This window comes from Planococcus kocurii (assembly GCF_001465835.2).
GTDB classification, from domain to species: domain Bacteria; phylum Bacillota; class Bacilli; order Bacillales_A; family Planococcaceae; genus Planococcus; species Planococcus kocurii.
On sequence record NZ_CP013661.2, the window covers coordinates 2688900 to 2704639 of the forward strand.

At 39.2% G+C, this 15740-nt stretch carries 10 protein-coding genes; 6 read left to right on the plus strand and 4 right to left on the minus strand.

The genetic code is table 11. The annotated features are described in order from the left end of the window. Window positions 1-52 precede the first annotated feature (52 nt). Both AUO94_RS13095 and AUO94_RS13100 read right to left on the minus strand, forming a co-directional pair. The gene (locus tag AUO94_RS13095) at window positions 53-3217 is read right to left on the minus strand and encodes an efflux RND transporter permease subunit (protein ID WP_058384636.1); all 3165 of its coding nucleotides are present in this window, start codon (window positions 3215-3217) and stop codon (window positions 53-55) included. 16 nt (window positions 3218-3233) lie between these two features. Beyond that, window positions 3234-4052, minus strand: a complete 819-nt coding sequence (locus AUO94_RS13100) for a TetR/AcrR family transcriptional regulator (RefSeq protein ID WP_058384637.1) — start codon at window positions 4050-4052, stop codon at window positions 3234-3236. 226 nt (window positions 4053-4278) lie between these two features. Here AUO94_RS13100 and AUO94_RS13105 point away from each other — a divergent pair, with 226 nt between their 5' ends. The 3 genes from AUO94_RS13105 to AUO94_RS13115 all read left to right on the plus strand — a co-directional run bounded on the left by AUO94_RS13105 (window position 4279) and on the right by AUO94_RS13115 (window position 7366). Continuing rightward, window positions 4279-4800, plus strand: coding sequence for a GyrI-like domain-containing protein (locus tag AUO94_RS13105; RefSeq protein ID WP_058384638.1), 522 nt, complete (start codon window positions 4279-4281; stop codon window positions 4798-4800). Between the two features lie 702 nt (window positions 4801-5502). After that, window positions 5503-5985, plus strand: coding sequence for a sigma-70 family RNA polymerase sigma factor (locus tag AUO94_RS13110; RefSeq protein ID WP_058384639.1), 483 nt, complete (start codon window positions 5503-5505; stop codon window positions 5983-5985). Between the two features lie 112 nt (window positions 5986-6097). Further along, the gene (locus tag AUO94_RS13115; protein WP_237150218.1) at window positions 6098-7366 is read left to right on the plus strand and encodes a sensor histidine kinase; all 1269 of its coding nucleotides are present in this window, start codon (window positions 6098-6100) and stop codon (window positions 7364-7366) included. 469 nt (window positions 7367-7835) lie between these two features. Here AUO94_RS13115 and uvsE read toward each other — a convergent pair whose 3' ends face one another. Next, entirely contained in the window at window positions 7836-8708 is an 873-nt protein-coding gene (gene uvsE / locus AUO94_RS13120; RefSeq protein WP_058384641.1) for a UV DNA damage repair endonuclease UvsE, read from the minus strand. A gap of 172 nt (window positions 8709-8880) precedes the next feature. Here uvsE and AUO94_RS13125 point away from each other — a divergent pair, with 172 nt between their 5' ends. Beyond that, window positions 8881-9300: a GNAT family N-acetyltransferase gene (locus AUO94_RS13125; RefSeq protein ID WP_058384642.1), complete on the plus strand. Its 420-nt coding sequence runs from the start codon at window positions 8881-8883 to the stop codon at window positions 9298-9300. A 97-nt stretch (window positions 9301-9397) separates the two neighbouring features. Here AUO94_RS13125 and AUO94_RS13130 read toward each other — a convergent pair whose 3' ends face one another. Next, entirely contained in the window at window positions 9398-10156 is a 759-nt protein-coding gene (locus AUO94_RS13130; RefSeq protein WP_058384643.1) for an NRDE family protein, read from the minus strand. A gap of 308 nt (window positions 10157-10464) precedes the next feature. On the opposite strand from AUO94_RS13130, the gene AUO94_RS13135 reads away from it, so the two are divergent. Continuing rightward, a complete protein-coding gene (locus AUO94_RS13135; protein WP_058384644.1) occupies window positions 10465-12138 on the plus strand; it encodes a sensor domain-containing protein in 1674 nt (557 codons plus the stop codon). Between the two features lie 372 nt (window positions 12139-12510). Further along, window positions 12511-15732, plus strand: coding sequence for an ATP-binding protein (locus AUO94_RS13140; protein WP_237150124.1), 3222 nt, complete (start codon window positions 12511-12513; stop codon window positions 15730-15732). Window positions 15733-15740: the final 8 nt, after the last annotated feature.

Below are 15740 nucleotides of genomic sequence, written 5' to 3' on the forward strand. Positions count from 1 at the left end.
AAAAACAGGCAGCTCATAACACGAGCTGCCTGTTTTGCTATTAATGTACCACTTAGTCGACGCGTTTTTTACGGAATTTCGATACCACTTCATAAACGATCGGCACGATAACCAATGTCAGTAAAGTCGAGCTGATCAATCCGCCGATAACTGTGATTCCAAGGCCTTGGGAGATCAATCCGCCACCGCCGCCTTCTACACCAAGAGCAAGTGGAATAAGCGCACCAATTGTAGCTAAGGCTGTCATCAGAATCGGACGCAAACGTGTAACGCCGCCTTCTAGTAGAGCCTCACGTGTAGTCAATCCGGCTTTTTCCATATGGATAACGCGATCAATCAAGACGATAGCATTCGTAACCACGATACCGATCAACATCAATACACCAATCAATGCGTTGACACTCAATGCTTCTCCAGTGATCCATAATGCCACTAGAACGCCAATCACTGTGAATGGCAGTGAGAACAGAATAGCGAATGGAGCAAGCGCGCCGCCGAATGTGACGACTAGAACAAAGTAAACAATCGCGATAGCTGCAAGCATAGCCAAGCCGAGCTGAGTGAACGATTCGTTGATTTGTTCAGTGATACCACCATGATCGGTTGTGACACCCGCTGGCAAGTCAAGCTCTGCTACTTGCTCATCAATTTTTGTCGTGATTTCAGCGGCATTATTACCGCGTACATCTGCAGTTAGAGAAGCAAACATTTGACCGTCTCTACGGTTAATTGTATCGGGTGATTTGCCTTCTTCTACTTCCATGACTTCGCCAACTGTGACAGTCGTGCCAAGTGCTGTTGGAATTTCTACAGCTGTTACATCTTCAATGCCAGCGTATTGTGTTTCTTCTGTTTCGATGTAAACATTTATGTCTTTTTCTTCATGAGTCACTGTCGTTAATACAGGTGCTTCAGCAACACTGCTTAGTGCCATGCCGACTTGTGCTGCAGTCAATCCATTTTCGCTTAAGCTTTGTTGACTTGCGACTAATGTGAATTGATCATAGGCTTCGGTTAAACTCGATTCTGTATTTTCCAGCCCTTGGTTGTCTTCCATAAATGGCTGAATTTGATCAATCGCCGATTGGATATCTTCTAGGTTGTCACCGTAGATGAACATTTCTAGACCGCTTGCTCCTGTAGCAGCAAAGTCGAGACTTGCCCATTCACCGGATTCAGTAGAGCCGTTTAATTCGTCAATTAAATTAGTGCTTTCCTCACCGAAAGCTTCGAATTCATCCTCATACTCAATATAAAACAGTGCGGAATTATCCCCTCCGCCAGCCATTGCTGTCAGTGGATTGCCACCGCCGAGTGAGTATTGGTAAGATGTAACGCCTTCACGTCCATCAATGGCACTTTCTGCATCTAATGCAACAGCTTCTACATCTTTACGAGTCTGCCCTGGTTCAGGACTATAAGTTGCCATTACCATTTTTTGTTCTTCTTCAGGCAAGAAGCTGACACCAATAACAGGAATCAAGAACAAACTCGCCACAAGAACCGCTGAAGCACCACCAAATGTAATGATTTTATGGTTTAATGACCATTGTAAAATACGTTTATAGCTTGCTGCCATTTTACTTGGCTTATGTGCTTTTTTCGTGGATTTATTGGCGTCCAAGTTTTGCAATTGTTTGCGGTACATCAAATGCGCCATCATTGGTACGATGGTAACAGCAACAAGCAGCGACGCAGATAACGCAAAGACAACAGCTAAAGCGAACGGCAAGAACAATTCGCCAATCTGTCCGCTAACAAGTGCAAGTGGTAGGAATACCGCGATGGTAACGACAGTAGATGAGAAAATGGGTACGAACATTTCGCGTGTTGCTTCACGAATCAATTCTTTGCCACGTAATTTCTCACCAGGCAAAGCCATCCGGCGGTAAATGTTTTCAATTACTACAATCGAGTCATCAATAACGCGTCCTATCGCAACAGTCAGAGCACCGAGCGTCATAATATTCAAAGTGATATCCAATTGGTTCAGTAGGAAAATCGCCATTAATAACGACAAAGGAATAGAGATGATTGAGATTAGTGTTGTTTTGAAACTACGAAGGAATAGCAAAATGATGACGACAGCAAACAAAATACCGAATAACGCTTTGCTGAGCATCGTTTCAACTGATTTCTCGATGGGTTCGCCTTGGTCAAATGTAGAAGCCACGGTCAAACCGTATTCATCTTCAACTTCTGCAACGATGTCTTTTACGCCATTAACGACTTCAACGGTATTGGCATCTGGTGATTTGACAATTGAAATCCCAATCGATTCTTCTCCGTTCGTGCGCGAAATCGACTCTGCTTCACTAACAATTTCAATGTCAGCTAGTTCGCTTAAGGCTACAGTTGGAATCGCAGACGGGATAGCTGGCGTTTCAACAACAGGAGTTTCGGCACCTGGTGCTTCAGTTCCAGGTGCACCAGGTATTGCCGGTGTTTCACTTGGTGCAACCGGTGCAATTTGAGGGACAGCTGGGATTTGCAGGTTTTTCAAATCATCAACGGACGTAACGTCGCCGTCAATCACTAGATTTTTCAACTCGCCATCAAACTCAGTCAAGCCTAACGGGAACGTCAGATTGGATCCTTGAATTAGTTGTTGAATGGTTTCTTCAGTCAAGCCATATGTTGCTAAAGCTTGCTGATCAAAGGACATGGTCACTTTTTGTACACGCTGACCAGAAACTTGAGCATCGGATAAGCCGGCTACTCCTTCAAGTTCAGGTAGCACGTTTTCTTCAACAGTTGCTGTTAGTTCTTCTAGTGAACTGCCAGAATCGCTGATGCTCAGTGACAAGACCGGGAAGGCATCTAAACTAAGACGCGAAACTTGAGGGTCATTCGCCGATTCCGGAATGGCTACTTGCGATAGCGCATCTTCTAACTCACGTGTTGCTTCATCCATGTCGACTTCAAAATCGTATTGAACTTGAATGGTTGACGCATTTGCTAGTGATGAAGAAGTCATTAGCTCAACGCCGTTCATGTTTTGGATGCGCTGTTCCATCGGAATCGTAATCTCTTCCATAACTTCATCGGGTGCAGCTCCAGGATAAGTAGTTACGACAGTAACTGCAGGTAAGGTAATACTTGGAATTGACTCTTGTTTCATCGTTAAGCCTGCGTATAAGCCTGCCACGACGACCATAATAGTCAAAATCCAAATCGCAAATTTGTTATTTAATGAAAAGTCGATAATTTTCTTCAAGTTGTAGACTCCTTTTTTATATAAAATTTTCTAAATACGATACTTCGTTCTTAATAGAAGAATGTTGCTTCAAGTAAACGAGTAGGGCTTCAATTAAAAATTCTTTTGACTCTTTATTGGCAACTTGTTCTTTCAACATATCCAGTGAGGCTAATAATTTATCAGGATATTCTTCGGACGCTCTAATTTTATAAGCGACTTGCTGAAAAGCTTCTTCAAGCGTTGCAGCAGGAGAACGTGCCTCAGTTAAAACCGGCTCCATGGTTTCTAAATTGTCCACTATGGCATCGATCGCACTCGTGATAAAAGTAACGAGCTTTGGAATTGGCACTTGTTTCTTTTCGAATACAAGTACGAAAATGTATTGCTGCATCAATCCTTCAAGCAGTGCTACTAAGTCAGGCAAAAAGGGTTCGATTTCTACACCATACGTGTCTATTAAAATGGTTTTGTGTAAAATCATCGTCGACTGCCTTAACTCCATGAACACCGATTTTAATTGTCCGCTTTCTGTCAGTGTGAAATCTTTGAAAATCATCATGAAAAATTCCTGATTAGAAAGTGTGCGTTCAATTTCAATGGCTAATTTCTTTTTGAAAACGTCTTTGTTATCAGACCCTGGAGCATGCTGTGATTCGGAAATTTCTGTCGTGATTTCTTCGTGGTATTGCTTTAAAATTTCAATAAACATATTTTCTTTCGAATCAAAATGCTTATAAAAGGCTCCTTTAGAAATACCAACAGCTTCTGCTACTTCCTGTACAGAGGTCTGATGAAAGCCTTTCAATGAAAATAAATGCACAGCTTGATTCATTATTTCCGTTCTTTTATTCATTTAGACCCTCCCGAACTACTTAGTCACTTTTAGTGACCGTTCAGTCACTCTTTTTAGATTATCGTGTAGTTTACCTAAAGTCAATTTGGAGAGATGTTGATGTTGTGACAATCAAGTGGCTTCTTTAATTTACCTAACGCCTTTTCAAACAGATTTTAAAAGAGCTTGTGGGGGTATAGAACATATAGGAGTAGTTGTGTAAATTGTTCATAAAGGAGATGGTTGGATGGTGCAGAAGTATATCAGTGAACCATTTGTAGAAGAACGTACAGAACAGCCGTATGTGGGAATTTCTGTTCTTGCTGGTTCATCGGAATGGGAAGCAATTAACAGGCTTGTGGGGGAGTTGTTTGACTGGCTAAAGGTGAATAATAGTAAACCGGCAGGAGCTCCATTTTTTCGCTATTGGTGCATGGCTGATTCGAATGGCAACTACAAGATGGAAGTAGGTGTGCCAGTCAAACGAATGGTAACGGGAGATCATCATGTAGTTGTGGGATATATTCCGGGAGGGTCCTATGCGACGGCTTTGCATAAGGGACATCCCGATCATTTAGAAAAGTCGCTGATTGCACTAGAAGAATGGGCTGTGCAAGAAGGATTGGATATCGACAAACGTTGGGAAGGTAGAGATGAAATTTGGAACGGTCGTTTTGAATTTTACGTAACCGATGCGGATAGACAAACTGATCTAAACAATTGGGCAATCGAAATCGCCTTTTTACTCGTTCGCGATGATGCAGCTTAAGATTATAATTCTAAGGAATTGTGAAGATGAAAAAAGACACCTCTCTCTGCACTAGCATTCTAGCTAGTGCAGAGAGAGGTGTCTTTTTATAATTAGGACTTGTTTCTTTCGCGAACGTAAGTATAAAAGATGCAGGTGACTTCGTTGCTTTTGGAGGATACGAGTAGAGACATCAATTTCTACCAAGACCTTTTATTCATCAAACAGCATACGCAATCTAGATTACTAGATGATTTTGGGGGATATGCGGCCAATCCGTCTTTAGAGATGAGAAGTGTTATTTTTTGTATGAAGCCTTGTTGCTTTTACACGACCCTCATACATAGCTACCAATCAAAATCTGAACCGAATGATTGCAATAGAATAGACCATTTTTCGGCACAATTTCAGACTTTTTCCTTCCTCAAAATAACTTGTTACAAACAATACTGCTCAACCAATCAAATGCTTATCATATGTCGCCATTATCTCAAGCTCTCCTTTCACGATACATGAAAATTCTACCATTTATAACTTTTAAAATAAATATTTTTTGAAAATATATACTATTTTGACAATTAGATAAAATGAACAAATTATTTGTGATGTGTAAAGAGGGAATTTAAGTGAAGGAAACCGTTTAGTGGCCAACTGGCTGCAATTATTTTTTTATTTTATTCTGAACAGACCCGGGAATTAACGAACGTTCAGAAGGACAAAACAATGAAAAACTTTGAAGAAGTTGCTGTACAGTATGCCCCTATGATTTCTGCGATGATTCGCAAACTTCATATTCATCGTGATTACGATACCTTTAGGCAACTTGGCAATATCGCATTGTGGCAAGCATGGCAACGCTTTGAAGAGGGAAAAGGACATTTCACTCCTTTTGCTTATCGTAGTATTAGAGGAGCAATGCTTGATGAATTAAAAAGAGAAACGAAGAGAACAAATCAACTCTCTCTACTAGAAAGTATTTTAATAGAAGAAGGCATAGAAGAAGAGATGGAAACTTTGCCGGAATGGTTAATCCTAAACAAATTAGACGCAAAAGAAAAATGGTTGCTAGAGGCACTTTTTGTGAGAGGATACAGTCTTTCTTATTTAGCTGATCAACAAGGTATTTCACTTGCTGGCATGAAAAAGAGACGCGAACGACTATTGAAAAAGGTGAGAGATGCAATAGACCATCCATTTAAGACATAAAAAGTGGTAACATTAATGGAAATGACCCTATGAAAGAAGTGACAGAAAAGGATCAAACCTTACAAAAATGAGTAGCGCAGCACTAAAAAAGGGGGTGACTTTCTTGGAAGCAATGATGACGGGGATGATTAATAATATCTTTTTTATTGTGTTTCCACTCATCGTTTATCAAATGTTGGCGACAGCAGGTCAACGAAATTTCTTTGTTAGTCATCGCTTTATGATGACTGTACTTTTTTCAGTATCGCTTGTACTGTGTATGCTGTTTCCTTATCAGTTTATAACCGATGGCTATATTTTTGACTTGCGCCAAGTTCCAATGATCGTTGGAGCCCTATACGGAGGTCCATTGGTTTCAGCCATTTTGTTCCTTGTGGCTTCAATCAGTCGGATTATTATTGGTGGAGACGGAATGTACATCGCTCTTTTGAATCAATTTGTCATTGCGGTAGGAGTGCCATTTTTTCGACCGCTCTATATGCGCATCAATCGTTCTCGAAAAATTATGTTGATATTTAGCATTTCAATTACTTCACTCCTTTTCAATTTGTTCGCAGGTGCTTTTTTCTTTGGAAATCCGATTCACGATATTGTGGGTATTTGGATCATGTTAATGATCAATCAAGGTACCATTATTGCGTTAACGGCTTTAATGATTGAACATATGCAGCGACAAGAATACATGTATGAAGCTTTTCTGAAGCACGAAAAAATGGAAACAGTTAGCCATTTTGCAGCAGCCGTTTCGCACGAATTGAGAAATCCTTTGCAAAGTATTAAAGGGTTTGTTCAGTTAATGAAGGAATATGAGTACAGTCGCGAAAGGCAGATAGAATTTCATCAAACGATTTTGAGAGAAATCGATGCTGCGGAAGAGTTAATCGAGGATTATTTAGTATACGCTAAGCCTACGTATGGTCAGCTTGAACCAATCATTGTCGCTTCAGAAGTCAGTCATGTGCTGAAAATTATGGTACCTTATGCAAATGGAAAAGATGTAGAAATGCATACAGATGAACTGGATGAAAGTGCTGAAATTCTAATCGATCGTTATAAATTCCAACAAGCGCTAGTCAACATTATCCGCAACGGTATTGAAGCGATGCCAGAAGGCGGCAAGCTAGTCCTTACCGTCAAATCATCTCCAACAAAAGTATGGATTCGGGTAACCGATACAGGAGTCGGTATGACAAAAGAACAAGTCAGACGTTTAGGGGAACCTTACTTCTCTAGTAAACTTAAAGGAACCGGACTCGGAATGATGGTGACTTATAGCATCATCAGTCAAATGGAGGGTCAAATTTTAGTAGACTCTGAAAAAGGAAAAGGTACCGAATTTACTTTGGAATTTGCAAATCTTGCTACAACGAAAAGTAAATAAAACAGCAGCCTATTTACAGGCTGCTGTTCAGATTGTAGACAAAGTCTTATTAAACTGAATAGTGATGTACAATCTCCAACTGGGCTGGCCACTTCGCTTTCCATGGGCTCAGCTTCAGTCTCCTCGTTACTGACTTTGCTGCGGGACCTGCAGCCTTCATCGCTTTGCTGCTTCTACAGGAGTCTGCGTAGCCATACGGGTTGTCAGCAGGTGGCTCAAATCAGCGAGAGTACCCAACAAATCTACTTTTCATCAGTACTCTCTCAAGGATTCGGAGCGCAATGCGGCGACTCCTGCGGAAGAACGAAGTGATGAGACCCCGCAGGAGCTTGCGACGAGGAGGCTCAGCGCTTCGTCTGCGGAAAGCGTCCGCATGGAGCGCAGAATCCTGTATACCTAAGATGAAACGACTACTTATTCTTTAAGTTTGTCTACAGTGTAAACAGCAGCCTATTTACAGGCTGCTGTTTTATTTGTTCATTAATTGACGTACGAATGGCAGAACAGACTGCTCTTTCAGTTTGGCTTCGAACATGATATCAGCATCGATGCCGTTTAATTGCCTTATTAATTGTTGGAAATCGGATTCAGAAACCAATTCGTGATGGCGTAAATCTGTAAATCCTTCTTTGCCTGTACTAATATGTACTTTCGGTGTGCCAAAACCTTGCCACGTTTTTAGGATTTCAGAAAAATCAACGGGCTCACCGTCGTTATTGCAATTATGATGATGGATATCAAAGCATACAGGAACGCCACACATGCTGTGGACGTCTAAAACGTCTCTGACGGTAAAGGTTTTATCATCATTTTCCAAGCGTAACCACTTCCGAATGCTAGGAGACAGCGACAAATAGACAGCAGCGAAACGCTGTTTAGCTACGTCTTTATCCCCATAAGCACCACCGGTATGAAGGATGATATCAGATCCACCAAGCAATTGAATCAATTGGTCATGATACTCAAGATCTTCTATCGATTTGCGAACAACTTCAGGTCTAGGTGAATTGATGACGGTATATTGACCAGGGTGTACAGAGACTCTCATTTTATGTGTGTTAACAAACAAGCGGATTTCATCTGTTATGGCCAGCACTTCTGGATCTTCCCACCAGTTCCAATCATTTATAGGGTGAGTGGATAGCGGAACGATCGAACTAGAAGCTCGGTAAAAGTAAATATCGTTTTTTAAATTCCAGCGAAGAATTTCCAGTGTTGTCTCGAAATTTTTCATCGTCAATTCCTTTATTTTGCCCGTGCCTTCTGCCTCTGCAGTCGCGACACGTAAAGTTCTAAATACCGTTTTCAATTCAGTGTTCATACAGGCATAACCTAATCTCATGTTGTTCAGCTCCTTGCTATACGTATACCCTTCCAGCATAGCGCACATGCCTGAAATTGAAAAAGTTATGTGCGAATTTTGAGGGAGTAACTCGACTTCATAACGGCGTTGTAAAACCAGAATTTTCTATAGTATAATAATACCAAGGAAATCTAAAGAAGAGGTGACTCAAATGACTCATTTAACGCTACATACAGGCTATCAAGAAGAAGATACGTATTTTATGAAATACAAATTAATTACGCACAATAAGAATTTAATTGATTACACGGAAGAAGAGAAAGTCAATTTTATGTTAAAAGATGAAGAAGAAAACATTCTGGGTGGACTCGTTGGACATATAGATTGGGAATGCTTTTTCGTTGATATATTGTGGGTCGACGAGTCACTGCGTGGTTTAGGAAAAGGGCAACAACTAATTCAAGAAGCTGAGGATTATGCACGCAAAAAAGATTGTCGTCTTATTCGGTTGGAAACATTCAGTTTCCAAGCACCAGCATTCTACAAAAGATTAGGATTTAAAGAGATGGGGAAACTCGAAGATTTCCCTAAAGGGTATACTCACTATTATCTATACAAAGAATTGACGTAAAATGCCGCAAGTTTCAACAGAATGTAAGTTGATTTTGAATAGATGCTAAAAAAGAGAAAGAGCACCCAAATGGATTCAGAGGGCGCTTTTTCTCTTTTTACTTTATCTTGAAATTGAAAAGACGATCCTCTTTAAATTGGCCGTTTTCATAATTTCGTTCAGCAAATGTAAGGGTGTTGTCATGCGTTATTAAGACGATTGTTGAAGAACGAGTGCCGTATTCAGGAGTTTTAATAAATATCGGAGACAGCATTCGTTCTAAGTCCAAGCTAACACCGGTAGTCGGAAGAAGAGCGTCGTGTGCTTGTTCAGCATCTGAAAGTATCGCAAAAATTTCTTCCAAGTCAACTGTAGAAGTACGCGCCATATAAGAAGTGAGACTTTCTTTTCCTTTCGATACTTTTGGCCAAGGCGTGTTCAAAAAGTGATTGCTGAGTCCATGAGTACCCAGGGGAACTTCGTAGGATTTATTTTGAATATTGTTATAGTACATCAATTGTTCAACATCTCCTACAATCAGATTAAAACCCGCATAGTCTTTCGGATTGATTGACCGTAAATAGTCTTTAGGGGAAGTTGAAGCTGCTAAAAAATTTTTGACGACGGCTCCTCTAGAAAAAGTAGCTGCTTCTATATTAGTGGGATCGCGAAAATTTGTTAATGCAGCAATGCGTCCTTGCTTTGTGACACCTAACCACGTACCCATTTGTGTCAAGTCACGACCGGCTAGTATATGGGGCTCATCTTCCCAAAAGTGAGCAGCTGCAGTAGGACGACTATAAAATTCATCTCGATTAGCAGCAATAATTAATTTGTAAGTTGGATGATTTCGAAATTGGAGGTTGATCAGGCACATAGTATTCTCCTTTTAGATTTAGTATATACAATAGTTGAAGTCAATGGTAGAAACAGTGGCGACACGATGCTTTTGCTATTTTTTAGCCAATAATAGACGGGCTTGTAAGCAAGAAAGTACGTAAGAATAGCAAGAAATTCGAAGCTTTGTTTGTAAAAAAGGATTATTTGTATCAATTAAATAAAACTTTTGTAGGAAAAATATTTTTTTATTTAGGTATAAAGCTTCAATCTAATTTCATCTCTGATACACTATAAAAAGAGTTTTGAATAGGACATATGTATTCTAAAGGAGTGGGGGGAGCAGAGATGGAAAGCGAAGTAGCTTCATTGTCTTTTGCGCGCGTATTAATGGAAGGAATTAAAGAAATGGTGTTTGTTGTAAGAGTTGATGGAGTGAATTCTTTTACGTACGATTTTCTTAATAATGCAGTAATAGAGAGGACTTCACTAGTTTCTGCTTCAGTTGGCAAAAAGTTAAAAGAAGTCCATTCCACATCAATGACAACATTTTTAACTGAAAGATACAATGAAGTCGTTCAAACAACTCAAAGTATAAGCTATGAAGATTCATTTTATTGTAACCAAAATAAGTTGCTGTATTCAAAAACTGTTATGACACCTTTTTTGGATGAAAAAGGTATATGTACCCATATTGTTAGCTTAGTCAAAGATATAACAAATGAGAAAATAGCCAAACTAGAAAGTGAAGGAATTCGTGAACGCCTAGAAGAAAGCAACGCACGATATCGGTCCCTCTTTGATAATAACGCAGATGCTATTTTCACCGTTGATTTTAACGGACATATTACAGGAGGCAATTCCTCAGGCAGCATACTCAGTGGATGCGCTATGAAAGAATTAGCAGGTAAAAGCTTTTTTGACTTTGTTATTGCGGAAGATGTAGAGCGGGCAAAAAACTATTTTCACTTGTCCATTTTAGGTGACAATAAAGATTGGCGTTTTAGCATCTCTAATAAGTCAGGTAAATTGATTGCTTGCTTAGTGAAGTTTATTCCAATAAGTGTGAAAAACAACATCCCGGGATTTTATATGATTGTCAAAGATATGACAGAGTTGGACAAAATTTCAGGTCTCTATGAAGCTGGAGAAGAAAATTTCCGAATCATTGCGGAAAATGTCCACGATGTCATTATATTAATGGACCAAGACAAACAATACCTCTATATGTCGCCATCATGTGAAAATATTTTTGGCTTTAGAGCAGAAGGTATTATTGGAAAAAAACCATTTTATAATGTTCATTCTGAAGATACGTCAGTTGCTGAACAAGCCTTTAATCAAGCAGCAAAAGAAGGTTCTACGTTTCAATTACAAATTCGTCTTTTGCATAAAAGTAGAGGCTGGATTTGGACAGAAGTCAGTGGAATGCCGGTTTTTGGAGAAGATCAAAAATTTAACCGGATGGTTATGGTTGCAAGAGATATTTCGATTCAAAAAGAATATGAAAGTCAACTTCATCATTTTGCTTATTTTGATTCGTTAACCGAGTTACCAAACCGACGCTATTTTCAAGCGTATGCAACTGAAAAATTGGAACAGAATGACACAAGCCAAAGAAACTTAGCTATTCTACTTATTGATATTGATGATTTCAAGGACATTAATGATCAGTGGGGACATGAAATTGGTGATGCGGTTATTCAAGAGTTCGGTTATCGTTTGCACCGTTGTATGGTTGGAGAAAATATGGCTGCCCGTTTAGGGGGAGACGAATTTATCGTCTTACTGACGGATGCAGCCGATAAGGAAAAAGTATCAGAAGTTACAGATGCTATTTACCGTGTCACGAAAGAACCAATCAATGTGCAAGAGTTATCATTGTACATCACGATTAGTATGGGGGTTGCATTAGCACCAACTGAGAAAACTTCCATTTCTACTATTATGAAGCGTGCAGACATGGCGATGTACAAAGCCAAGCAACTGGAAAAAAATTCATTTTTCGTAAGTCCAACATGAGCAAATGCAGCTCATGTTTTTTTGTGTTCAGAAACAAACCGACGACTTATCGTAATAAATCGTATATGTGGTATTTGAATTTTCAGAAATAAAATAAGTATGCTTTCAATTTAAAAAATGGTATGCTTTTGTCAAACCATAAATCCTGATTAAAATACAAAAAATGGTTCTCTAAGTAATTATATAGACCTTTAATGATTATATTTTTTGGAAGTATTTAATAATAATATGTACTCTAGACTATCGCTATATTTTAATATTCTCTTATAATTTCCTACTTATTTGATTAGTTGAGGTGAGAAAATGAACAATTTCTACCAAAAAACTTCTATTAGTGTGAAAGTGTGTTGCATTTTCTTGGCGTTCTTTTTTTTGAGCGATACTGAAAAAATTGCTAGTACGAATGACAGCGAAAAAGTAGTGTTGTTAAGTGAAGAGGATAAGAAAAAGACACTTTCAAAAAATCTTCAGATTCTTGAAGATGTAGAAGGTACGCTTAGAATTAGTGAGCTGCAGTCTCCACCATACAGTTGGAAATTTAGTTTAAATGAAAATGGAATTCCGAATATGGGATTTTCATCTGATGTTTATTGGGTAAAGTTTACGATTGAAAATCGTGCAGAAACTGAAGAATGGCTTCTTGAACTTGCAAATCCTTTTCTCGATCATGTCGTTCTTTATTCACCAGAACCTTCTGGGGGATTTTCGATTACGGAATTTGGAGAAACGATGTCAGATTCGAAAAAACTTTATTCAAGCCGCTCTCCGGTTTTCAAGTTGCCTCTTCTAAATAAAGGTGAGAATACATTCTTTATGAAAATTGAGTCACAAGGAGTCCTATACTTTCCTGTGACTGTTTGGGAACACGCAGCATATGATGCTAAATCCCAGCAAATGACGGCGATGATTGGACTAGTAAGTGGAATAAGCCTGTTGTTTTTTGGCTGGTGCATCTACTCATTTTTTAAGTATCGTCAGAAAAATTTTCTTTATTTATTAATTTTGGCGGTTTCGTTACTGTTTACTGCTGCTGAATGGACAGGTTTAAATTTCACTTATATTTGGCCGGATTTTAAATGGGGAAGTAATCAAACGATACTAGTAGCTTGTGGTGCAGCGAGTTTAATGACGTTCTTTATCCTTAAAGAATTGTTGTCAGGTGTTCTCAACATACACTGGCTTTCTATGGTTATTAAGTGGATGGTAGCGTGTGTCTTGTTTTCAGTGATGGTTTCTTTCTTTTCTTATTCACTAACAAGCCTGTTCAGCTTTGCATCTTCTGCTCTAACAATCGTCTTAACGTGTGTTCTTGCTTTTTCCGCTTGGCAAAAAGGAATTTCTTATGCTGCTCCATACACTGCCGCCTTGTTCGTATCGATAGCCATCCTCACCATTTCCTTTTTAACGGCTATGGGGGTTTTACCCTATATCGAAACTGTTCAATACGCCGTGTACGTTATCAGTTGGAGCATACTCTTACTTGCTGCTAAAGCGTTGCTGAAAAAAGAAAAAATGAAGCTTGAAAAAACACAACAGTTGGAACGTCAAGCGAATGACCGTCAACTGCTGAAAGTCACAACGCTAAAAAATGACAACAAAAGAAAAGATGAGTTACTGGCGTTTGCATCAAATGGCTTGCGAACACCACTTTATGGTGTGATTGGCATTGCAGAATCACTTCAACAATCTGCTAGTGGTAAAATGTCTCCTCAGATGATAACCCAATTGGATGAACTGGTGACCAGTAGCAAAAATATGGCACATTTGATCAATGATGTTGTCGATTTTTCAAAACAGAAGCCGTCTTCTTTACAGCGCCATACGACAGCGATTGCGCTTGATGAACTTTGCACGAATGTGATCGCAATTTATAAGCCACTTTTAAAAAATGAAGCCGTCAAGCTTTATCACACAGTACCAGCCTCGTTACCAAAACCATGTGCAGATCCTGATCGACTGCGACAAATTTTGAGTAACCTTGTCAACAATTCTATTGAGCATACCCGTGTAGGTGAAATCGTGCTATCGGCGAGGATTTTTGAAGGAGATTTAGAAATTTCAGTAAAAGATACAGGAAATAGTATAGAGGAAAAGAAAATTCCAATTTTTTTTGAATGGAATATTCCGCAAGAAAAACCGTTGAGAAATCATGGGATGGATTTGAAAATCACTAAAAATCTAATTGAACTTCAAGGGGGGACATTAAAACTTGAGTCTTTAAAAGAAAGTGGCTCTCTTTTCATTGTTACTTTACCCATTTGCACGGATGCATCTAATGCTCCGTTGCTAGGAGACTCTAGAAATCAGACGAAAGAATTGACCGCTTCGCAGTTAGCAGATTCCTTGTTAAAGCAGCGTCCTACTAAAAAAAATCTGCACGTTCTGGTGATTGAAACAGACGAAATCAATCGGCTTGTTTTATTGCGGCAACTGATATCAGCAAACTATCAAGCAGTCGGTGTAGAGGATGGCAAAACAGCGCTGCATTTGTTGTCGCATCAATCAATAGATTTGATTGTGATGGATGGTAGTTTAACGGACATGACAAGCGATGAATTATGCAAACTTATACGCTTGGAGTATACATTAACAGAAATGCCGATTTTGATGTTATCGGATGCAGACAGTCTTCAAGAGAAAAAAGATGCTTTTACAGCAGGGGCCAATGACTATTTACTAAAGCCTTGTGATAAAGAAGAGTTTTTATTGCGTGTTAAGACCTTGGCAAATATGCGCAGCTTGACTCAAGAAATTACGAATCTGAACTACTTTCTTGAACGCAATGTGAATGAGCGAACAATGGCACTTGAAATTACCAATATGAATCTACTGACAGTGAACGATGAAATTCAAGAAATTGAAAAATCTCGAAATGAAATGTTGTCAGCAATTTCACATGAGTTAGGTACACCAATTACGCTAATCCATAGTTATATACAAGCAGTGAAAGAAAGTTTAATCGAAGAAAACAACCCACGCTATCTGGATATGATTCATAAAAAACTACTACTGCTGGAACGACTCACAGAAGATCTTGTAGAGTTGACTAAATACAAGTCTGGACATATGACTCTGCGTTTCTTAGAAAAAGATTCGCTCGTGTGGATCGCAAGGCTTGCAGAATCAATGGCTTCCGATGTTACCCAAAGTGGCCGCGTTTTCGAGTTTTTCGGTACGAAAAATCCCGATAATATTAGTCACTCGCTATTAGCAATTGACTTAGATCGTCTTGATCAAGTAATTTCCAATATTTTATGGAATTCTGTTAAGCATACTTCTCCAGAAGAAGGCAAAATTACGTTATCTATGGAAATCGTCGCCAATAACAACGACAATGCATTATTAGACGAGGAATCTGATGGAGAACTGGTGGTTCGCATTGCTGATAATGGAAGTGGGATTAAGAAAGAGGCCTTGCCCTATATTTTCGACCGTTTTTACAAAATCAATCGTTCTGCTAGCTACAAAGGAAGTGGACTTGGATTGGCAATCGCCAAAGAAATTGTATTAGCGCATAAAGGACAAATATGGGCGGATAGTATAGAAGGACAAGGAAGCGTCTTCGTCATTGTATTGCCGCTAACTTTTCAGTAAGGATGGGA